Annotated in this window: 22 protein-coding genes and 1 riboswitch; of the genes, 11 read left to right on the top strand and 11 right to left on the bottom strand. The window is 64.0% G+C overall.

Annotated features, from left to right (window positions below; genetic code table 11):
- Positions 1-355: 355 nt before the first annotated feature.
- The gene (locus NKJ18_RS06715; protein WP_352758003.1) at positions 356-1,288 is read left to right on the top strand and encodes a TauD/TfdA dioxygenase family protein; all 933 of its coding nucleotides are present in this window, start codon (positions 356-358) and stop codon (positions 1,286-1,288) included.
- A gap of 57 nt (positions 1,289-1,345) precedes the next feature.
- Here NKJ18_RS06715 and sucD read toward each other — a convergent pair whose 3' ends face one another.
- From sucD to NKJ18_RS06690, 5 genes are all read right to left on the bottom strand, one after another.
- A complete protein-coding gene (gene sucD / locus NKJ18_RS06710) occupies positions 1,346-2,245 on the bottom strand; it encodes a succinate--CoA ligase subunit alpha (RefSeq protein WP_352758002.1) in 900 nt (299 codons plus the stop codon).
- A 128-nt stretch (positions 2,246-2,373) separates the two neighbouring features.
- Positions 2,374-3,558 (bottom strand): malate--CoA ligase subunit beta, encoded by a 1,185-nt coding sequence (locus tag NKJ18_RS06705; protein WP_352758001.1) that lies wholly within the window; start codon positions 3,556-3,558, stop codon positions 2,374-2,376.
- 18 nt (positions 3,559-3,576) lie between these two features.
- Positions 3,577-4,551: an HpcH/HpaI aldolase/citrate lyase family protein gene (locus NKJ18_RS06700; protein WP_352758000.1), complete on the bottom strand. Its 975-nt coding sequence runs from the start codon at positions 4,549-4,551 to the stop codon at positions 3,577-3,579.
- Between the two features lie 10 nt (positions 4,552-4,561).
- Entirely contained in the window at positions 4,562-5,752 is a 1,191-nt protein-coding gene (locus NKJ18_RS06695) for an aminotransferase class V-fold PLP-dependent enzyme (protein WP_352757999.1), read from the bottom strand.
- Between the two features lie 146 nt (positions 5,753-5,898).
- A complete protein-coding gene (locus NKJ18_RS06690; RefSeq protein ID WP_023698324.1) occupies positions 5,899-6,564 on the bottom strand; it encodes a response regulator transcription factor in 666 nt (221 codons plus the stop codon).
- Positions 6,565-6,831: 267 nt separating this feature from the next.
- Between NKJ18_RS06690 and mgtE the strand changes: the two genes are divergently transcribed.
- Together mgtE and NKJ18_RS06680 are read left to right on the top strand one after the other, a co-directional pair.
- The gene (gene mgtE, locus NKJ18_RS06685; RefSeq protein ID WP_352757998.1) at positions 6,832-8,250 is read left to right on the top strand and encodes a magnesium transporter; all 1,419 of its coding nucleotides are present in this window, start codon (positions 6,832-6,834) and stop codon (positions 8,248-8,250) included.
- A gap of 159 nt (positions 8,251-8,409) precedes the next feature.
- The gene (locus NKJ18_RS06680) at positions 8,410-8,796 is read left to right on the top strand and encodes a MerR family transcriptional regulator (RefSeq protein WP_023685221.1); all 387 of its coding nucleotides are present in this window, start codon (positions 8,410-8,412) and stop codon (positions 8,794-8,796) included.
- Positions 8,797-9,106: 310 nt separating this feature from the next.
- On the opposite strand, the gene NKJ18_RS06675 is transcribed toward NKJ18_RS06680, so the two are convergent.
- Complete coding sequence (locus NKJ18_RS06675) at positions 9,107-9,613, bottom strand: methyltransferase family protein (RefSeq protein WP_352757997.1); 507 nt, start codon at positions 9,611-9,613, stop codon at positions 9,107-9,109.
- Positions 9,610-10,620 carry an acetyltransferase domain-containing protein gene (locus NKJ18_RS06670; RefSeq protein ID WP_352757996.1) on the bottom strand — a complete coding sequence of 337 codons (1,011 nt, stop codon included), beginning with the start codon at positions 10,618-10,620 and terminating at the stop codon, positions 9,610-9,612. Before NKJ18_RS06670 ends, NKJ18_RS06675 begins: the two co-directional genes overlap by 4 nt.
- Positions 10,621-10,852: 232 nt before the next feature.
- Between NKJ18_RS06670 and NKJ18_RS06665 the strand changes: the two genes are divergently transcribed.
- Positions 10,853-12,052 (top strand): MFS transporter, encoded by a 1,200-nt coding sequence (locus NKJ18_RS06665; protein ID WP_023733795.1) that lies wholly within the window; start codon positions 10,853-10,855, stop codon positions 12,050-12,052.
- Between the two features lie 7 nt (positions 12,053-12,059).
- Here NKJ18_RS06665 and NKJ18_RS06660 read toward each other — a convergent pair whose 3' ends face one another.
- Positions 12,060-13,235, bottom strand: a complete 1,176-nt coding sequence (locus NKJ18_RS06660; RefSeq protein WP_023733794.1) for an aromatic ring-hydroxylating oxygenase subunit alpha — start codon at positions 13,233-13,235, stop codon at positions 12,060-12,062.
- A gap of 136 nt (positions 13,236-13,371) precedes the next feature.
- Here NKJ18_RS06660 and NKJ18_RS06655 point away from each other — a divergent pair, with 136 nt between their 5' ends.
- The 5 genes from NKJ18_RS06655 to cobO all read left to right on the top strand — a co-directional run bounded on the left by NKJ18_RS06655 (position 13,372) and on the right by cobO (position 16,489).
- Positions 13,372-14,064: a gamma-glutamylcyclotransferase gene (locus NKJ18_RS06655; RefSeq protein WP_031203234.1), complete on the top strand. Its 693-nt coding sequence runs from the start codon at positions 13,372-13,374 to the stop codon at positions 14,062-14,064.
- A 67-nt stretch (positions 14,065-14,131) separates the two neighbouring features.
- A riboswitch (cobalamin riboswitch) is annotated at positions 14,132-14,327 on the top strand.
- 36 nt (positions 14,328-14,363) lie between these two features.
- Positions 14,364-14,543, top strand: coding sequence for a CbtB domain-containing protein (locus NKJ18_RS06650; protein ID WP_023670784.1), 180 nt, complete (start codon positions 14,364-14,366; stop codon positions 14,541-14,543).
- A gap of 15 nt (positions 14,544-14,558) precedes the next feature.
- On the top strand, positions 14,559-15,368 hold the full coding sequence (locus NKJ18_RS06645) for a CbtA family protein (protein ID WP_023690285.1): 810 nt from the start codon (positions 14,559-14,561) through the stop codon (positions 15,366-15,368).
- The gene (cobU, locus tag NKJ18_RS06640; protein WP_352757995.1) at positions 15,361-15,873 is read left to right on the top strand and encodes a bifunctional adenosylcobinamide kinase/adenosylcobinamide-phosphate guanylyltransferase; all 513 of its coding nucleotides are present in this window, start codon (positions 15,361-15,363) and stop codon (positions 15,871-15,873) included. The genes NKJ18_RS06645 and cobU overlap by 8 nt, the downstream gene beginning before the upstream one ends.
- Before the next feature lies 1 nt (position 15,874).
- The gene (gene cobO / locus NKJ18_RS06635; protein ID WP_352498745.1) at positions 15,875-16,489 is read left to right on the top strand and encodes a cob(I)yrinic acid a,c-diamide adenosyltransferase; all 615 of its coding nucleotides are present in this window, start codon (positions 15,875-15,877) and stop codon (positions 16,487-16,489) included.
- 148 nt (positions 16,490-16,637) lie between these two features.
- Here the strand turns inward: cobO and cbiB are convergent, their stop codons facing one another.
- The gene (cbiB, locus tag NKJ18_RS06630) at positions 16,638-17,615 is read right to left on the bottom strand and encodes an adenosylcobinamide-phosphate synthase CbiB (RefSeq protein ID WP_023805481.1); all 978 of its coding nucleotides are present in this window, start codon (positions 17,613-17,615) and stop codon (positions 16,638-16,640) included.
- Between cbiB and cobD the strand changes: the two genes are divergently transcribed.
- Together cobD and NKJ18_RS06620 are read left to right on the top strand one after the other, a co-directional pair.
- The gene (cobD, locus tag NKJ18_RS06625) at positions 17,614-18,669 is read left to right on the top strand and encodes a threonine-phosphate decarboxylase CobD (RefSeq protein WP_023805480.1); all 1,056 of its coding nucleotides are present in this window, start codon (positions 17,614-17,616) and stop codon (positions 18,667-18,669) included. The genes cbiB and cobD overlap by 2 nt on opposite strands.
- Positions 18,666-19,175, top strand: a complete 510-nt coding sequence (locus tag NKJ18_RS06620) for a tyrosine phosphatase family protein (RefSeq protein ID WP_023690280.1) — start codon at positions 18,666-18,668, stop codon at positions 19,173-19,175. The genes cobD and NKJ18_RS06620 overlap by 4 nt, the downstream gene beginning before the upstream one ends.
- A gap of 9 nt (positions 19,176-19,184) precedes the next feature.
- Here the strand turns inward: NKJ18_RS06620 and NKJ18_RS06615 are convergent, their stop codons facing one another.
- Both NKJ18_RS06615 and NKJ18_RS06610 read right to left on the bottom strand, forming a co-directional pair.
- Positions 19,185-19,988: a creatininase family protein gene (locus tag NKJ18_RS06615; RefSeq protein WP_352757994.1), complete on the bottom strand. Its 804-nt coding sequence runs from the start codon at positions 19,986-19,988 to the stop codon at positions 19,185-19,187.
- A gap of 53 nt (positions 19,989-20,041) precedes the next feature.
- Positions 20,042-20,425 carry a RidA family protein gene (locus NKJ18_RS06610; protein WP_023670775.1) on the bottom strand — a complete coding sequence of 128 codons (384 nt, stop codon included), beginning with the start codon at positions 20,423-20,425 and terminating at the stop codon, positions 20,042-20,044.
- Between the last annotated feature and the right edge of the window lie 197 nt (positions 20,426-20,622).

Here is a 20,622-nt window from a genome sequence, read left to right as displayed (position 1 = left end):
CAATTCACCCGCTATCTCCAATATCGAAGGGGATACGACAGCGTCACTACTGGTGCGGGCCGCGTCGCGCAGCGCTCCACCGCCTGCCGCTCACGAACGAATTGGACAGAAGGCATTTTTCTCAGGGCCGCCGAACTTTGAAAAGAAATGTCTATGGAATTTGTAGAATTACGCTTTGAATGGGATCTCGGTACTGCTCGCAAGCCTTGGCGGCCTTCGCCTCCTGAGTTGAGATCAGTGCTCTCGTTGCCAAGCAAGTCGGCTCCCGATGAGGGAGTTGCTCCGCCGATCGCTATGCGGCCGGCAGACGGCGGAGCATTGCCACCAGCCCGCGGCTTTAGAGGAAGAGGTTCCCATGACCAGACTTACCCCCGTAGAGCAGATCATCCCGGTTTCCGATATTGTCCCGCTTACCGGACGCGTCGGCGCAGAGATCAGGAACATTCGGCTCTCCGGCGACCTGCCACAGCAGACGGTCGCGGCGATCAACCAGATCCTGTTGCGGCACAAGGTGGTGTTCTTCCGCGACCAGGCGCATCTCGACGATGCCGGGCAGGAGCGCTTTGCCCAGCGTCTCGGCGACCTCGTCCCGCATCCGACCCAAGGTCCCGTCAAGGGAACGGCGTCCATTCTCGAACTCGATTCCAGCCGTGGCGGCGGTCGCGCCGACCAATGGCATACCGATGTCACCTTCGTCGACGCCTATCCGAAATTCTCCGTTCTTCGCGGCGTCGTCATACCGCCGGCCGGCGGCGACACCATCTGGTCGAACACCGCGGCCGCCTACCAGGACCTGCCCGAGCCGTTGAAGCTGCTGGCCGACAGTCTCTGGGCGGTGCACAGCAACGCCTACGATTACGCCGCGGTGCGGCCGCGTGCGAGTGCTGCGGAAAAGAAGCACTTCGAGGAAATCTTCACCTCGACGATCTACGAGACCGAGCATCCCGTTGTCCGCGTCCATCCCGAAACAGGCGAGCGCTCGCTGCTGCTCGGCAATTTCGTGCAACGGCTGATCGGTCTTTCCAAAACCGATTCGGCGAAGCTCTACGAGGTGTTCCAGTCCTATGTCACGGCGCCGGAGAACACCGTGCGCTGGCGCTGGAAGGCCGGCGATGTGGCGATCTGGGATAACCGCGCGACGCAGCACTACGCCGTCAACGATTACGGCGACCAGCACCGGGTGGTGCGTCGCGCCACGGTCGACGGCGACATTCCGGTCAGCGTCGACGGCCGCCGCAGCGCCACCCGCACCAAGGTCGCGAAGCCCGTGACCGACAAGGCCGCCTAAGGTTGGGCTGCCTGAGCTTCGGGCCGCCTGAGGCGCAGGCGAACCGGAGGCCGCTGTTCAAGCCGCCTTCTTCATCCCCGCCAGCGTGTCCGCCACCACCTCGCCGAACGAGGACGGCGTCGGCACGATGATCACGCCGGCTTCTTTCAAGATTTCCACCTTTTCCTGCGCCGACTCGCCGAAGGCCGAGATGATGGCGCCGGCGTGGCCCATGCGGCGGCCTTTGGGGGCGGAGAGGCCGGCGATGTAGGCGATCAGCGGCTTTCTCATATTGTCGCGCGCCCAGATGGCCGCTTCGGCTTCCTGCGGCCCGCCGATCTCGCCGATCATCACCACGGCGTCGGTGTCGTCATCCTGTTCGAACAGTTTCAGCATGTCCTTGAAGGACGAGCCGTTGATCGGGTCGCCGCCGATGCCGACGCTGGTCGAGACGCCGATGCCGAGCGACTTCATCTGCGACGCCGCCTCGTAGCCCAGGGTTCCCGAGCGGCCGACAATGCCGACGCGGCCAGGCAGGTAGATGCTGCCGGGCATGATGCCCATCAGCGCCTGTCCGGGTGTGATGACGCCGGCGCAGTTCGGGCCGATCAGCCGCATGCGGTCCTCGTAGCGGTAGCGCAGCATGTAGCGCTTGACCTGCATCATGTCCTGCGACGGGATGCCGTCGGTGATGCAGACGCAGAGTTTAATGCCGGCGTCCGCCGCTTCCATGATCGAATCGGCGGCAAAGGGCGGCGGCACGAAGACGATGCTGGCCTCGGCGCGGGTCTCGCGCACCGCGCCCTTGACCGTGTTGAAGACGGGCAGGCCGAGATGCTTCTGGCCGCCCTTGCCGGGCGTGACGCCGCCGACCAGCTTGGTGCCGTAGCGCTTCATGTCTTCGGCATGGAAGCTGCCGATCTTGCCGGTGAACCCCTGGACGATGACGCGGGTGCTGCGGTTGAGCAGGATTGCCATTTTCTCGACCTCCCTAGAGCATGATGCCGAAAAGTGTGAAGCGGTTTTCGGACGACATCATGCTCCATTTGTTTGATTTTAGAGACGGATTCAGATTTCAGGTCGATTCGACCTGAAATCATCCGGCTCTAGGCTGCTTTTTTCTTGGTGGCCGCGCGCCATGCGGCGACGGCTTTTTCGGCGGCTTCTGCAAGCGTGCCGGCAACGATTACCGCCTCGCCGGAATCGGCCAGGATGCGGCGTCCTTCCTCGGCCCTGGTGCCGGAGAGACGGACCACCAGCGGCACGTTGACGCCGACTTCGCGGATCGCCTTGATGACGCCTTCGGCGACCCAGTCGCAGCGGTTGATGCCGGCAAAGATGTTGACCAGGATGGTCTCGACATTCTTGTCGCCGAGCACGGCGCGGAAGGATTTCGCCACCCGCTCGGGCGAGGCGCCGCCACCGATGTCGAGGAAGTTGGCCGGTTCGCCGCCGGCGATCTTGATCATGTCCATGGTCGCCATGGCGAGACCGGCGCCGTTGATGATGCAGCCGATGTTGCCGTCGAGGCCGACATAGGAGAGGCCGCGATCGCTGGCGAAGGTTTCGCGCGGATCTTCCTGGCTTTTGTCGCGCAGCTCGGAGATTTCCGGCCGTCGGAACAACGCGTTCTCGTCGAACGACATCTTGGCGTCGAGCGCGATCAAATTGCCGTCGCGGGTCACCACCAGCGGATTGATCTCCAGCATCGAGGCGTCGTAGTCGCGGAACACCCGGTAGCAGGCGAAAATGGTTTCGGTCGCCTTGCCGATCAGATTGTGGTCGAGGCCGAGCCCGAAGGCGATCTCGCGTGCCTGAAACCGTTGCATGCCGACGCCAGGATCGACCGATGTGCGCAGGATGGAGTTCGGCGCCTTTTCGACGATGTCCTCGATCTCCATGCCGCCGGCAGCCGAAGCCACGATCATGACGCGCTCTTCCTTGCGGTCGAGGACGAAGCCGACATAGAGCTCCTGCGCTATGTCGACGGCTTCCTCGAGATAGAGGCGCGAAATCAGCTTGCCGCGCGGGCCGGTCTGCTGTGTCACCAGCTTGCGGCCGAGCATGCCCTCGGCCGCGCTGGAAATCTCCTCGTCATTGGCGCACAGCTTGATGCCGCCGGCCTTGCCGCGGGCGCCGGAATGCACCTGCGCCTTCAGCACCCATTTGGCGCCGCCGATCTCGCGGGCCCTGTAGGTCGCCTGCTCGGGGCTGTAGGCCAGCCCGCCGCGCGGCACATGCACGCCGTGGCGTGCCAGCAGTTCCTTGGCCTGATATTCGTGGATGTCCATTTTGTCCTCCCTGAACGGTCAATGCGTGGCGACGCGCGGCTCGCTAGAGAATTGGCTGGCCCGTTCGATTGCCTCGTTGACCACCAGAACATTGCGCGCCATGCGTTCCGACGCTGCGTCGATCATCTTGCCGTCGAGTGCGGCCGCTCCCTTGCCCTGCGCCTCCGCCTCCTTCAGCACTTCGAGGATTCGCCTGGCACGGGTCACCTCTTTTTCCGGTGGAGAGAATACGCCGTTGGCGAGCGCGATCTGCGAGGGATGGATTGCCCATTTGCCTTCGATACCGAGGGCCGCCGCGCGCCTGGCCCCGGCGACGTAGCCCTCCGGATCGGAGAAGTCGCCGAACGGTCCGTCAATGGCGCGCAAGCCATAGGCGCGGCAGGCGACGGTCATCCGCGACAGAGCGAAATGCCACTGATCGCCGGGATAGTCGGGGTTGAGGCCGCCGATTTTGACCGTGCGCGCCTTGCAGCTTGCCGCATAGTCGGCGACGCCGAAATGCATGGCTTCCAGCCGGCCGGGTGTCGCGGCAATCGCCTCGACATTGGCCATGCCGAGCGCGGTCTCGATCAGCGCTTCGAGGCCGACGCGGGTCCTGAAACCCTTTGCCATCTCGATCTGGTTGACCATGGCCTCGACCATGTAGAGGTCAGCCGGCACGCCGACCTTCGGCAGCAAAATGGTGTCCAGCCGGTCACCGGCCTGTTCCATGACGTCGACCACGTCGCGATACATGTAATGGGTGTCGAGGCCGTTGATGCGCACCGAGACGGTCTTGCCCTTGGCGCGCCAGTCGATGTCGTTGAGCGCCTGGATGATGTTCTTGCGGGCGCGCTCCTTGTCGGGTGGGGCAACGGCGTCCTCGATGTCGAGGAAGATGAAGTCGGCGGCGCTGTTCGCCGCCTTGTCGATCATTTCCGGGCTGGAGCCGGGAACCGCCAGCTCGCTCCGCTGCAGGCGGAGTTTCTTCAGGTGGTTGATGGTGTGGCTCATTGTCGGCTCCTCAGGCGGCTTCGGCGACCGGCACGGCGGCCGAGGCGCGGAAGTGCTGGATGGCGGCGCCGACGCCCGAGCCCGGCGCCAGCCGTACGCCGCAGTCGAGCAGCGCCATTTCGGCGGCCGAGAGCGAGGCCAGCACCATCACCTCGTTCAGCCAGCCGAGATGGCCGATGCGGAAGACCTTGCCGATCACCTTGTTGAGGCCGCCGCCGAGCGAGGTCTGGTATTTCTGGTAGGCGCGCTTGACCACATCGCCGCTGTCGACGCCGTCCGGCACCAGGATGGCGCTGACGGTGTCGGAGTGCCATTTCGGCGCCTTGGCGCAGAGCTTCAGGCCCCAGGCGTCGACCGCCTTGCGCACGCCTTCGGCGAGGCGATGGTGACGGGCGAAGATGTTTTCCAGCCCTTCCTCGGCGATCAGGTCGAGCGAGGCGCGCAGGCCGCGCAGCAGCTGAGTAGCCGGCGTATAAGGGAAATAGCCGGCGTCGTTGGCGCGGATCATGTCTTCGAAGGAGAAGAAGCAGCGGCGGTGGGTCGCGCTCCGCGACGCCACCAGCGCCTTCTTGCTGACGGAGAGGAAACCGAGGCCGGCGGGCAGCATGAAACCCTTCTGCGAGCCGCTGACCGCGCAGTCGACGCCCCATTCCTCCTGGCGGAAGTCGATCGAGCCGATCGACGACACGCCGTCGACAAAGAGAAGGGCAGGGTGATTGGCGTCGTCGAGCGCGGCGCGGCAACCGGCGACGTCGCTGGTCACGCCGGTCGCGGTCTCGTTCTGGGTGCAGAAGACTGCCTTGATGCGGTGCGCCTTGTCGGCCCTGAGCCGCTCGGCATAGAGCTCGAGCGGCACGCCGGTTCCCCATTCGCAGTCGATGACATCGACCTCGAAGCCGAGCCGTTCGGCCATGTCGACCCACAGATGCGAGAACTGGCCGAAGCGCGACATCAGCACGCGGTCACCGGGGCTGAGCACATTGGCCATCGCCGCTTCCCAGGCGCCGGTGCCGGAGGAGGGATAGATGAAGACGCGGCCGGTCTCGTTCTTGAACACCGTCTTGATGTCTTCGAACAGCGGTAGCGTGAGATCGGGGAAGGATGCTGCACGCATGTCCTCCATCGGCAGGTTCATTGCCTGGCGGACCTGTTCGGGAATGTTGGTCGGTCCGGGAATGAAAAGATGGGTGAAACCGGCCATGTCGCGAACTCCTCCTGATCCAGCAAAGCGGTGATGGGGAGTTTCGTTTCGACGGCTAAAGGCGACAACACCTCAAGGGGTAACATCTTGCCGCGCGCGGGTGGGGCTTGCCTACCCGGCCATCCTACCCGCGGCTCATCGCTTGCCTACCCGAACGGCTGCTTTTGGGTACGCCGCTCGCGCGCATAGAGCGCGACGGCCATCGCCCGGTTGCGGACGTCGAGCTTGTCGTAGAGGTTCTTGAGGTGGTATTTCACCGTGTTCTCCGAAATCCCGGTGCGCGTCGCGATCTGCAGATTGGTCCAGCCGTCGGACAGCACCGCCAGCAGCTCGCGCTCGCGCACTGTGAGCAGCGACAAGGGTGTGTCGTTGACCTTGTTGATGTCGATGTAGGGGATGCAGATGCGGCCATGCGCGACGGCCAGGATGGTCTCGAAGATGATCGCCGGATCGTCGAACTGGAAGCAGTAGCCCTGGGCGCCGAGCCGCACGCACTGCTTCAGGATGCCGATGTCGTGGTCGTTGGAAAACACCGCGATGCGCACGCCGAGCTTGCGGCTGTGAACCTCGGCCAGCACATCGGCGCCGTCCATGTCGGAGAGCTTCCAGCCGATAACGGCGACGTCGAATTCCGCTTCGGCTGCCAATTCCAGAAAATGCCTGCCGCTTTGCACGCAGGCCCTGAGATCGAAGCGCCCGTCGCAGTCCAGCATGTCGCGCAGCGCCGATATGACGAGCGGATTGCGTTCGGCCACGACCACGCGCACGCGCCGTTCCTCGATTGCCTTCTGCGTCTGCGACCTGATCTTCAAGGGCTTCCGGCTGTTCTGGTTGTCGCCTGGGCGGGTCCGGCCTTTGCCTGGACCTGCATCATGACAATTCTGCCCCAACCGTGCTGGGGTGCTCTTTCCCCAGCGACATGTGCTGTCGCGCCGCCTGAATCCTGGGCGGCGTCATATCCTGATGAAATCGCTCTCTCCCCATATGCAGGGCGGGGCGCATTTCGTTTGATATTCCCGTGCGTTGCGCGCTAGACCTGACAGGCACCTTTTCCGAAATTCCCATGGCGGGAGCCGCTGGTGGAACGCCAGGACGACCAGAAGACCGGCGCCAAAGCCGCTGAGGATGCCCACGCCGACATCTATGGCGAGGACGGCGCCGTCCTGTCATCATTCCTGGCCCAGATCGGGGCGGCGATCGCCGATCGCGATACGCTGACGCTGAAGCGCGAAGTCGACGACCTGCACCAGTCGGAACTTGGCGATCTGCTGGAGGCCCTGCACCCCGAACAGCGTCGCGCCCTTGTCGAACTGCTCGGCGCCGATTTCGACTTCTCGTCGCTGACCGAGGTCGACGAGGCGATCCGCCGCGATATCGTCGACAATATGCCCAATGAGCAAATTGCCCAGGGCATGCAGGACCTCGATTCCGACGACGCGGTCTACATTCTCGAAGACCTTGAAAAGGAAGACCAGGACGAGATCCTGTCGCAGCTGCCGTTCACCGAGCGGATCAGGCTGCGCCGCTCGCTCGACTACCCGGAAGAGACGGCCGGTCGCCGCATGCAGACCGAGTTTGTCGCCGTGCCGCCGTTCTGGACCATAGGTCAGACCATCGACTACATGCGCGAAGACAAGAACCTGCCCGAGCGCTTCAGCCAGATCTTCGTCATCGATCCAAGCTTCAAGTTGCTCGGCGCCATCGACCTCGACCAGATCCTGCGCACCAAGCGCACGACCAAGGTCGGAGACGTGATGCACGAGACGAGGCACGCCATTCCGGCCACCATGGACCAGGAAGAGGCGGCGCGGGACTTCGAGCAATACGATCTTCTGTCCGCCGCCGTCGTCGACGAGAACGAGCGGCTGGTCGGCGTGCTGACCATCGACGACGTCGTCGACGTCATCCAGCAGGAGGCCGAGGAAGATCTGCTGCGCATGGGCGGCGTCGGCGACGAAGAGTTGTCCGACAGCATTCTTTCGACCTCGCGCTCGCGCGTTCCCTGGCTGCTGGTCAACCTGTTGACGGCGTTCCTGGCGGCGTCGGTGATCGGCCTGTTCGACCGCACCATCGAGCACATCGTGGCACTGGCCGTGCTGATGCCGATCGTGGCCGGCATGGGCGGCAATGCCGGTTCGCAGACCATGACCGTCACCGTGCGCGCGCTGGCGACCAGGGACCTCGACATCTACAATGCCGGCCGCATCATCCGCCGCGAAATGGGCGTGGGTTCCATCAACGGCATCATCTTCGCCGTGCTGATCGGCATCGTCGCGTCCGTCTGGTTCCGCGATCCCAATCTGGGCGGCATCATAGCGGCGGCGATGATCATCAACATGTTCGTGGCAGCCCTTGCCGGTATCCTGATCCCGCTATTGCTCGACCGGTTCAAGATCGATCCGGCGGTGGCGTCGGCGGTTTTCGTCACCACCGTCACCGACGTCGTTGGCTTCTTTGCCTTTCTAGGGCTGGCCACCTGGTGGTTCGCTATCCCTTGAGAAAGAGGCGTTGCGGGTTCAATTGACTTTTACGTAAATGTGGTGCGAGGCTTGCGAGGGGTTTCATGCCGAGTCCGGCTTGGAACGGGGTTGATCGGAACGCGTTGGAAATCCCCGGGCGACCGGGCGTTTTCCGATGTTCCGACATTTGGAGCAAAGATGCGGGAATATTATTCGATCACCGAACTGACCCGCGAATTCGACGTGTCGACGCGGACGCTGCGCTTCTATGAGGACGAGGGGCTGGTGCAACCGGTGCGGCGGGGCCGCACAAGGCTGTTTCGCCCATCTGACCGGCATCTGATCCGCCAGATCATGCGCGGGAAAAGGCTCGGCTTCTCGATCAACGAGATCCGCGAAATCATCCAGATGTACAAGGAACCGCCCGGCGAGGTCGGTCAACTCAACCTGATGATCAAGCGCATCGAGGAGAAGCGCGAGGATTTGCGCCAGAAGCGCCGCGATCTCGAGGAGACGCTGGCGGAGCTCGACCAGGCGGAGGAGTCTTGCGTCGAGCGGCTGGTGGAGCTGGGGGTTAATACCTGAGCGGATCGTCGAGCGTTTGCGCGCCCGTCGCAAACGTTCGTGATTAGCCGGAGCCCTTCCACACTTCGTCATTCTAGGGCGAAGCAGGAGCGAAGCTCCGTCGCGGAGACCCTAGAATCCATTCCGTGACATCGGTCGTGGAGTGCAGCGGTAGCGAATTCTGGACCGTGGCAACTGCTGTACGTCGCGGCATGGATCCTCGGGTCTGCGCTGCGCCGCTACGCTTCTTGCTTCGCCCGTGGATGACGAAGAGATGGGCGTTTCGGCTAGTCGCCAAGGCATGCGAACCCTGCCAGCGATCACACCCGCCTCAAATCCAGCGCCTGACCCGCTTCGCATAGTCGCGGTACTTCTTGCCGAATTTGGCGAACAGCACCTTCTCCTCGCTCTCGATGGCGACCTTCTGCGTTGCAAATGCCGCGATCAAAGCCAGCGGCAGGAACCATACGATCCCCGAGACGAAGGCAACGCCGATCAAAAGCAGCGTGTTGGCCAGATACATCGGGTTGCGCGTGACGCCGAACGGGCCAGACGTCACCAGATGCTCCGGCACGCCATTGGGGTTCATCGTCGTTTTGGCCCGGATCATGGTGCGGATAGCGGTGAACCAGAGGGCTGCAACGGCAAACAGCACCACAAAGCCGGCGGCAACCAAAAGGTCGCCCAAGAGGTCGCCGATCCAGGGCAGCGGATAGAACAGGCCGAGCACGATGCTGATGGCGATGGCGGCGATGTAGATCACCGGCGGCCACGGGATCAGCCGTGGTCTCGGTAGATCGGGTTTTGCCAGCCGGGGTTTTGCCAGCTTGTCAGTCATTGTTGCCCTCCCTGCGTCATCGGACTCTCCTCCGTCCTGGCGGTGCAGATGCCGGCGAGTTCACCGAGATGCGCTTTGAACTCCGGGGTCTGGTCACCATTGTAAAGCCGGTCGAATGCCGCTTCGCTTTGCAGCGTGTCCAGCATGCACACACAATAGCTGGTGCAGAACTCCGTGTCGCGCTGCTGTTCGCAGGATACCTGGCATTCCTTGAGGAAGACCACTCCCCGTGTCTCGACCGGCGCCGGCGCGATCTGCGAGAACAGCCAGACGCACCCGAACAGCAGCGGCTGGTGGATCAGGTAGAAAGCCAGGCTGTGGCGGCCGATGAAGGTGAGCGGCCTGGTCCAGCTTCCCGATGCCAGCGTGGCCAGCCGCGCCAGCAGGCCGGTGGTGGACGCAAACTTTGCCGCGGCGATGCCGAGAAGCACGGCGCCGAACCAGGGAAACAGCGGCACGTAATCGTTGGAGCGCGGGTTGATCGCCGACAGGCCGACCCACCACAGCGCCGGATGATCGAAGGCTTCGGATCGGAAATAGATCGGCCCGGCGATCACCACCGCCGCCACGACAAGCGTCAGCAAGGACGGCAGCCGCAAGAACAAAAGGCCGAGCAGGCTCGCCAGCGCGATCTGATGCAGGATGCCGAAGAAGATGAAGCTGTCCGGCGTGATGAAGTACGTGACCGCCGATATGGCGGCGGCCGCGACGGCGACCATGGCAAAACGTTTCCAGAAGCCGGTCCAGCGGATCTGCCTGCCATGAGCGAGAAACAGGCTGACGCCGACCAGGAACAGGAAGGTCGAGGCGATGCAGCGCGCATAGATCTTCCACCAGCCGACGGCGGTGAGGCCGGGGTCGGTGTAGTGGAAATTTTCGAGATCCCAGGTGAAGTGGTAGCTCGCCATGGCGATCAGCGCGATACCGCGTACGACATCGATGGCGACGATACGCTTCGGTTGATCTCGCTTCAGTTGATCTCCAGGGGGTGCGGTATGGATGCTCATGGTCTCGCGATCTGATTCAGCCCCAAAGACGACTATCACGGTTGCACCGGACAAAAGAAGGCCGCCCTCTACGCTCCGGGTCGCGCCGTGCGGCTGCATCGGGCGGCGCTTTAGGCCAGAGCCGGAAAGCCTTTGGCCGAATTCGCTTTTTGCCGGGAAGGGGTCGGTTTCCTGTTACCGGCGGAGGAAGCGCCAGCGCAGATTTGGGCTGCGAGTCTGATTTGGGGATCAAATGTCCACCCATGTGCGCCATCCGATCTGGCTGCCAGCCCTGCGTCCGGCGGATGCGCGCACCTTTGCCTCGCTCTATGCGGTCGAATCCTTCGCCCGTGCCACGGTGTCGAGCGTCATCCCGATCCAGGCTTATGAGATTCTGCACAACGAGCAGATCGTCTCGATCCTCTACACCATCGTGGCGCTGCTCGGCCTGTCGGTGACCTTGTTCATGCCGATGCTGATCCGCAGGTTTGACCGGCGCTGGGTCTATACCGCCGGCGCCTGCCTGCTGGCGATGGGCTCGCTGTTCTTCGTCACCCACACGCTTGCCGGGCAACTGGCAGGCATGCTGTGCCGCGTGATGGGGGCGAGCGCCCTGTCGATCACGCTCAACCTCTACATCATGGACCACATCCGCAAGACCGATTTCATGCAGGCCGAATCGCTGCGCATGGCGTGGTCGATGCTGGCCTGGACCGGCGGGCCGACACTCGGCATCTTCCTCTACACACGGTACGGCATCTATGCCGCGCATGGCGCGGTCGCGGTGTTTGCGTTGGCCTTGCTGGCGCTGTTCTGGACCTACAGGCTGGGCGACAACCGGTCGATCCGGCCGGGCAAGACACGGCCGGCCAATCCGCTGGCCAATATCGGCCGCTTCGTAGCACAACCCAGGCTCAGGCTGGCCTGGCTGATCGCCTTCGGCCGCTCCTGCTTCTGGACGACGTTCTTCGTCTACGGGCCGCTGTTCATGGTGATTACCGGCGAGGGCAAGCTTGCCGGCGGCCTGCTGGTTTCGGCCGGCAATGCGCTGTTGTTCATGGCGATCTTCTGGGGCAAAGCGGGAAAACGCTTCGGCGGCCGGCGCACCATGACCTTCGCCTATTTCGCGATGTCGGCGACGCTGCTTGCGGCGGGCGCGGTCGGCACTACCGCGCCGCTGCTTACGGGCTTTTTCCTGCTCTGCGGCGCCTTTTTCACCATCGCGCTCGATGCACTGGGCTCGACCGCCTTCATGCGCTCGGTGCGGTCCTATGAGCGGGCGCAGATGGCCGCGGTCTACCGCACCTATCTCGACTTTTCCGAGCTGACGCCGCCGCTGGTCTATTCGGTGGTGCTGGCGTTTTTCGGCCTCGGCTCGGTGTTCGTGACGCTGGGCATTCTGGCCGCGGTTTGCGGCTTTATCTCCTGGCGCTATCTGCCGAAGTCGCTTTAGTCGCCGATCAGGCGGTTGCCTCAAGCGCTGCATGCCGCTCGCGCACCCAGTTGTGGAAGCGGTGCAGATCGTACTCCTCCGGCATTAGCACGCCGGCCTGGTGGCGCATCGAGCGCAGGCCTTTCTGATTGATCTCGCAGATCGCGGCATCCTCCTCCAGCACCTGGGTGCCGAAGGCGACGACATTGTCGATGTCCGTCTCAGCCAGCGCCTCGGGCGCGAACAGCCACTCGGCGGTGAGTTCGGTCTGTTCGGGACCGAGCGGCATCAGTCGCACCGTCCTGACATAATCGACATGGCCAACGATGAACATCGAGGGCAGGCTGGTGGCATAGGTCTGTCCGGCCGCACGCTCGGCCGGCGTCAGGCCCGGGAAGACCGGGCCATGGGCATGTCCGTCGCGCGACCAGGTCTCGGCGCCGGCGCGCAGGCCACCCGAAAACTCCGGTGCGTCATTGTCGGCATGGCGGACCCAGTCGGGGTCGTCGTGCCGGCTCATCAGGCCGCGGCCGTATATCGGCACCAGCCGAGACAGGTCCTTGTGGACGCCTGGGCAATGCAGGCACTCGTTGAAGTTCTCCCAGAAGATCTTCCAGTTGCAGTTCATCACCTTGCGCAGGACATGGCCTGATACCAGAGTTTCCAGCGGCCAGTTGGCGAGGTCGCCGGATGCGGGATCGAAGGAGGTCCCGGCGGAGCCGGCCGCAGCCTGCTGAAGGTTCACAAAGACAAAGCCGCGCCATACCGACAGCGCCACCCGGTAGAGCGGATGATCTGCCTTGTCGAAACCATCTGGCAGCGATTTCGAGGGAACGCGCACGAGATCGCCGCGCAGCGAGTAGGACCAGGCATGGTAGGGGCAAGTGATGAGCCGCGCTTTCAGCCGGCCCTCGCTTTCCTGGCAAAGCTGCGAGCCGCGATGCCGGCAGGTGTTGTGGAAGGCGCGCAACTCGCCGGTGTCGTCGCGGAGCACGACGATTTCCTGTGTGCCAACGCGGAATGTCCTGAATGCCAAAGGCTGGGCAAGATCGGCCTCGCGGCAGACGAGCAGCCAGCTTTTGTACCAGATGGCGTCGAGATCGCGCTGGTAAGCCTCGCTATCCCAATAGGCCGATGACGGTAGCGTCGGTTCGGCCCGGCTCAGGCCGTTATAGGGGTCGCGCTCGCTCGGGTTGGGATGCATGGCTGGCTTCCTATGAAGCGTCAGCCGACACCCCGGCAGATAGTTTGTCAATCAGAGTGCCGCATTGCCGGTTGCAGGCGCGGCGCATAATCATGTCGTGGACATGGGACATTCGGAAATTGGGGGGATTCGGAAATTGGCCGCACGACAGATGTCGCTTACGCCGGAGCTGGTCGCGCGCTGCTGGCGCGAGATCAGGGACCCCGGGCCGGATCCGGACGCGATGCATCTCGATGACGCCGACTATGACGCGCTGCTGGATGAATTGCAGGTCGAACTCCCGGATAGCGAACCGCTATGGCTGTTCGGCTATGGATCGCTGATCTGGAAACCGGAAATAGATTATGTCGAGGACCGCGTTGCGCTGGCGCGCGGCTGGCATCGGTCCTTTTGCATGAACATGACGCGCTGGCGCGGCACCAAGGACAGCCCCGGCCTGATGATGGCGCTGGACCGTGGCGGACAATGCAAGGGCGTCGCCTTCCGGCTGACCGAAAGTAACCGGCGCGGGCAGTTGGGCCGGCTTTTCCGGCGCGAAGTCACGCTGAAGCCGACAAGCTACCGGCCGCGCATGCTGAAGCTTGCAAGCGAGGCCGGACCGCTCAGGGCATTGGCCTTCGTCATCAACCGCAACGGCCTGACCTATTCAGGGCCGCTCGACGAGGGCAAGGTCGTCGAAAGGCTGGCAACGTCCTGCGGGCACTGGGGGTCGGGCGCCGACTATCTCTACAACACGGTGAAAAACCTTGAAGAGCGCGGCATTCACGATCGCCATCTGTGGCGGCTGCAGCGGCTGGTTGCCGAGCGGATCACCGCGTTGAACCCGTAACGCCGCATGGCGCATTCGCGCTGTTGGCCGGCGGAATTTGGTTTGCCGGATGCGGCCGTTTCAGCCTATAGTCATGCATGTCGTCGGTTCCGTTAGGGACCAAGAGGGAATGCGGTGAGGGCTGACTTGTTGCCCAATGCCGTGGCTGCCCCCGCAACTGTGTGCGGTAGTCCTCTCCAAGCCACTGAGGATTTTTTCCTCGGGAAGGTGGGGAAGGGCGCTGATCCGCGAGCCAGGAGACCTGCCGGCGACAGGGAACTGACTTCGATGCCCTCGGGTGGAGGGCGAAAGGACAAGATATGAATACCGCTTCCGTCTCCCTCGGCGCTTCCGTCTCCTCGCAGTCGCGCTTCATGCAGCTCGTGCTTAGCGCGTTTCTGGGCATTTTCGTCGTCGGCGTTGTCGGTTTCTCGCATATCGATGCGGTCCACAATGCGGCGCACGACTATCGCCATTCGATGGCGTTTCCCTGCCACTGACGAGGATCTGACATCATGAACCTGTTTCGCAACGTCGTGTTCATCGCGGCGATCGCAGGGCTCGTGGCGGGTGTCGCTCTCGCCTGCATGCAGGCCTACGCCACCGTGCCGCTGATCCTCAAGGCCGAGGTCTACGAAAAGGCTGGTGGCGGCCATGAGCATGAGCATGCCGCGGCGCCCGCCGCCAACGCTGCGGACACCAATGCCATGAGCACCGCCGCGCCGGCGGAAAATGCCGTGAGCAGCGCAGCACCCGCACCGGCTGAAGCTGCCGCGCCAGCGGAGGACGAAGGCTGGGCGCCGGCCGACGGCTTCGAGCGATTCGCCTTCAGCGTGCTGGCCAATATCGTCACCGGTATCGGTTTCGCGCTGGTCCTGGTGGCGGTTTCCGAATTCGCCGGCGGCATCGGCAACTGGCGCCAGGGGGTGTTCTGGGGTCTGGCCGGCTTTGCCGTATTCACGCTGGCTCCGGGCCTCGGCCTGCCGCCGGAACTGCCGGCAATGCCGGCGGCCGATCTCATGCAGCGCCAGATCTGGTGGGTGGCGACGGTTGTGGCGACTGCCATTGGCCTTGCCTTGATCGCCTTCCGCACCTCGGCGCCGCTGACCGTCCTTGCCGTCGTTCTGATCGTCGCCCCGCATATTGTCGGCGCGCCGCAGCCCGACAGTTTCGAGACGCCGATCCCCGAAGGCCTGCATCACCAGTTCGTGGTGGCGGTGACGGTGACCAATCTGGTGTTCTGGTTGGTGCTCGGCGCCGTCATTGGCGTGGTGCGCGAACGCTTCACCGGCTCGGCGACCAGCCTGCGCGACAGCTTTGCCTGATCGCAGTTTGACCTTTATCATCGGCGGTGGGCGCGCCGGCAGGCGCGCGCATGCCGAAACCCTGGCGACGGCGTTGCCGCCGCCATGGGCCTATATCGCCACCGCCGAAGCCTATGACGATGAGATGCGCGAGCGCATCGCGCTGCATCGCTCGCGGCGCGGCGAAGGCTGGGCGACCATCGACGCGCCGCTCGATCTTGTCGGAGCGCTCGAAGCCTTGCCCGACAACCAGCCGGTGCTCGTCGATTGCCTGACGCTGTGGCTGACCAATCATATGCTGGCCGATCATGATCTAGAGGGGGAGTGCCGGCGGCTGGCCGATGTGCTTTCGCGGCCGCGCGGGCCGTGGTTCGTGGTCTCCAACGAAGTCGGACAAGGCATTGTGCCCGACAATGCGCTGGCACGCCGGTTCCGCGATGCCGCCGGCAGGCTCAACCAGCAGATCGCGGTGGTAGCTGATATGGTGCTTCTGATGGTGGCGGGGCTGCCGCTCAAGGTGAAATGAGATGACCGTTATCGACGCAAAAGATGAAGAGCGCCATCGCGCCAAGATGGCCAAGCGCAAGGCGGTGCAGGACGCCGAGGTCGCGGAAAAGACGGTCGAGAAGGGGCTGCTGATCGTCAACACCGGACCCGGCAAGGGCAAGACCACGGCTGCCTTCGGGCTGGCGCTACGCATGCTCGGCTATGGCAAGCGCGTCGGAATCGTCCAGTTCATCAAGGGCAAATGGCACACCGGCGAGAAGGATGCCTTCGCGGCGTTTGGCGACCGCGTCGTCTGGCACACGATGGGCGAGGGTTTCACCTGGGAGACGCAGGATCTGAAGCGCGACATTAAGGCGGCCGAAGCCGCCTGGGCCAAGGCGCTGGAGCTGATCGCCGATCCCTCGATCAGCCTCGTGGTGCTGGACGAACTGAACATCGCGCTGCGTTACGACTATCTCGATCTCTACAGAGTGGTGGCGGCGCTGAAAGCGCGGCGCGAAGGTCTGCATGTCGTCGTCACCGGCCGCAACGCCAAGCCGGCGCTGGTCGAGGCGGCGGATCTGGTGACGGAGATGGGCGTGACGAAGCATCATTTTTCGGCCGGCGTGAAAGCGCAGCAGGGGATCGAGTTTTGAGGGGTTTCGTACCCTCCCCCTTGTGGGGAGGGTCGATCCGCAAAGCGGATGGGGGTGGGGGTCCTCGTAGGTCGCAGTCCCCCACCCGGGCGCTTCGCGCCGACCCTCCCCACAAGGGGGAGGGTAAAGGAAGGGCGACGGTAAGCTCTCAGAACGTCACCGCGATAAGCACCGCCGACAGCAACCCGAACAGCCCAATCAGCAGATAGTCCGCCACCTGGTACAATTTCAGCGCCTGCCTGATGTCCTGGCTTTCCGCCGCGCGCCTACCGCCTTCGCCCATATAGGCGTCCTCGATGATGACGCCGCCATAGCTGCGCGGGCCGGCGAGCGCCAGGCCGAGTGCGCCGGCCATTGCCGCTTCCGGCCAGCCGGCATTGGGCGAGCGGTGCTTTTTGGCGTCGCGCCGCACTGCTTGCCAGGCGTTGCGGGGATCGGCGCCGTCAACGAGAAAGGCGGCGGCAACGATCAGCAACGCGGTCAGCCGGGACGCCGGCAGGTTGATCCAGTCGTCGAAGAGTGCTGCCGCGCGGCCGAAGGCCTCGTGGTGCGGGGTGCGGTGGCCGATCATCGAATCGGCGGTGTTGGCGGCCTTGTAGGCCACGCCGCCGGCCAGACCGCAGACACCTGTCCAGAAGGCGGGCGCAACGATGCCGTCGGAGAAATTCTCGGCCAGGCTTTCGATGGCGGCGCGGCTGACGCCGGCATGGTCGAGCTTCTCTGGATCGCGACCGACGATGCGCGCAACCGCAATGCGGCCGAGCGCCAGCCCGCCGGTATCCAGCGAATCGGCCACCGCCTCGACATGTTCGGTAAGGCTCTTTTGCGACAGCAGCGACGAGGCCAGGATTGCCGTGATGATCATGCCGGCAGGAAAGAGCTGCCAGAGCAGGATTTGCACGATGAAGGCGATTGCCGCCGGCACCAGCACGATCACCAGCAGCGCCTGCACGCCGCGGCGGCGACGCAGCGCGTCGGAATCAGTGTCGCGGTTGAGCCTGTGGTCGAGAAAGGCTATCAGCCTGCCGAACCAGGTGACGGGATGGCCGACGGCACGGAACAGCCAGTCCGGGTAACCCAGGATGCGTTCGATGGCCAGCGACAGGAAAGCGATCAGGATCGACATGAAGCTTTCTGATGGAGCGATTACTGTGGTGGATCACGGTGGATCCCTTGGCCGGGCGAAGGCGCTCTTCCCTCACGCGCCACAACCTTTCGTCGATCTCTCGACAGGTATCAATCCGCACTCCTACCCGCTTTTCGAGCTGCCCGCCACCGCCCTGTCACGATTGCCGGAGGCCGCGCGCCTGCGTGAGCTGGCCAGGGTCGCGGCCGGCGCCTATGGCGCGCCTTCGGCCGAGAATGTGGCGGTCGCCCCGGGCACGCAGATCCTGCTGCCGCGCGTCGCCTCGCTGGTCAGCCCCGGCAAGGCGCTGGTGCTCGGGCCGACCTATGCCGAGCATGCCAGGGCCGCCGCGATTGCCGGCCATGCGGTGGCGGAGGTCGACGATTTCGAGGCGCTTGCGGGAGCCGAAATTGCCATCGTCGTCAATCCCAACAATCCCGACGGGCGCGTCGTGTCGCGGGAGAGGCTGCTTCGGCTTGCCGAGACATTGCGCGCCATAGGCGGTCTGCTGGTCGTCGACGAAGCCTTCATGGATGTCGGCCCGCACGCGGAAAGCCTGGCCGGCGATGTCGGGCGGGGCGGCATCGTCGTGCTGCGCTCGTTTGGCAAGTTCTTCGGTCTCGCCGGCCTGCGGCTCGGCTTCGCACTTTCCGATGCGGTGACGGTCGAAAGGCTTGAAACGCAATTCGGCCCTTGGGCGGTCGCCGGCCCAGCGCTCGAATACGGCATCCGCGCGCTTGCCGACAGCGGCTGGCAGGCCGACATGCGGCGGCGGCTGGCGCAGGATGCGGCGCGGCTCGATGCGCTGCTTTCGCGCTTTGGCGTTGCTGTCGCCGGCGGCACGACGCTGTTTCGCTATCTCCGGCTTGCCGATGCACCGGGGCTGTTTTCGACGCTCGGTGAGCGCGGCATATTGCTCAGGCATTTTTCCGAGCGTCCCCAGGTGCTCCGCGCGGGGCTGCCTGGAAGTCAGGAGGAATGGCAGCGGCTCGAATCGGCGCTTGCCGACTGGCACGCACGGCGCGACGATGGGTCGAAGGAGATCGCGCCATGATCCATATCTGTTCGCTGGCAAAGCTTGAGGAGACGGTGGCCAAAAGCGGCGCCGAGCGCGTGCTGTCGCTGCTCGCTGCCGGCACCGAGGTGACGCGGCCGGCCTCAATCGCGAGGGAAAACCACCTGCATCTGGTCATGCACGACATCGCGGTGGCGCAGGACGGCATGACCATGCCCGGCGAAGGCCATGTGCGCAATCTGCTCGATTTCGCCCGGAAATGGGACCGCGCCAAACCCATGGTCGTCCATTGCTATGCCGGCATCAGCCGCTCGACCGCCTCGGCCTATATCATTGCGGCGGCGCTCGCCCCGAAGCGCGACGAAGTCGAACTTGCGCAGACATTGCGGAAGCTTTCGCCCTCGGCGACACCCAATCCACGGTTGATCGCCGTCGCGGATGCTCTTCTCTCACGACAAGGCCGCATGATCGAAGCGATCGAGGCGATCGGACGCGGCGCCGATGCTTTTGAGGGTACGCCTTTCGTGTTGAAGATCGACGGCTAAGGCGGCCCGCTACGCCAGCCACTCGGCCAACTTCGCCTTGCGCACATCCTTCAACAGGGTGATGAAGCCGCGGGCCTGATGCTCCGCCGTCAGTCGGCCTTTCTCGGCCGTGGCAATGCTGGCATCGCCGACCACGCCGTTGGGGTTGAGATCCCCAGCGATCCAGGCGAAAGCGTGCGTTCCGGTGTGGCGCAGCAGCGCAAATTCGGTTTCGGCGCGGGCGACCTTGGAGGCGAAATTGTCGGCCTTGGCCATGTCGACTAACTCCGGGCGAAAATGCAGCATCAACGAGGTCTCGACGTCGCCGCCATGGATGCCATGGCGGTCTTCCAGCTCGGTGTACATGCCGGCGGGGCGGCCGAAGCGCTGCCAGCTGGTCTTCACCGCCAGCATCCTCTCACGCACGCGCAGCTCGCGCGTGACGATGCCCATGATCTCTTCATTGCCGCCATGCGAGTTGACGACGATCAGTTTCCTTACGCCTGCGCGGGCAACGGACAGGCCAAGCTCGGTCCAGGCATCGACCAGGGTGGCCGCCGGCAGGGTGAGCGTGCCCGGCGCCTGCAGATGCTCGTTCGACTTGCCGACCGTTTGGACCGGCAGGATGCGGATGTCGAGATCGCCGGGCAGGCGGGCGATGACCGTCTCCAGCATGCCGTTCATGATCGAGGTATCGGTTGATACAGGCAGATGCGGGCCGTGCTGCTCGATCGCCGCCACCGGCAGCACGGCAATCGTCGCCTCCGGATCGATCGCGGCGTATTCGGTGGTCCGGTAGTCGCCCCACCACACGCGTCTGTTTGCAACGGTCATGTCATGCCTCTTGACTGTGAGGGAGACCTAGCGCGCCAAACGTCGCCTGTCGATCACCCAGCCGCAATCGCCTCGACCTCGACCTTGAACTCCGGCCGCGCAAAGCCTGACACGATCATCAGCGTCGAGGCGGGCGCGGGGCTGGCAAACAAGCGGTCGCGGACGTCCATATAGGGCCGCAGAAAGGCGCGGTCGGTGACGTAGGCGTTTATGCGAACGATGTCGCCTAGCCCCAGCCCGGCTTCAGCCAGAATCGCCGCTATGTTTTGAAAGCAGAGCTCGGCCTGCGCGCCGGCATCCTCGGGGATCTGGTCGTCCGCCGTGATGGCGACCTGACCGGAGCACAGAACCAGCCGCTTGCCTGGCGGCACCTCGACGCCGTGGCTATAGCGGGCGAAAGGCGGCTTGATCGACTTCGGCGCGAGGTATCTGAACATGGCAATCTCCTGTCTGCGAGACCAGCCTAAGACGTGACCGATAGTACGTTCAAGATGTGGTGCATGGCACAAGGGCGATTGTGGACAGGCGTCCAAAAAATAGGCACGATGCCTCCCGCACAGCATGACCCGTCCGGTGTTGGCAGTGACTGCCGCGCAAGCAGGCGGCCCGGGCGGTGGCATGTGTCTTGCTTCTT

The sequence above is a fragment of the Mesorhizobium sp. M0217 genome, assembly GCF_040321955.1.
Classification (GTDB): Bacteria; Pseudomonadota; Alphaproteobacteria; order Rhizobiales; family Rhizobiaceae; genus Mesorhizobium.
This window is presented reverse-complemented; position numbering and strand designations above follow the sequence as displayed.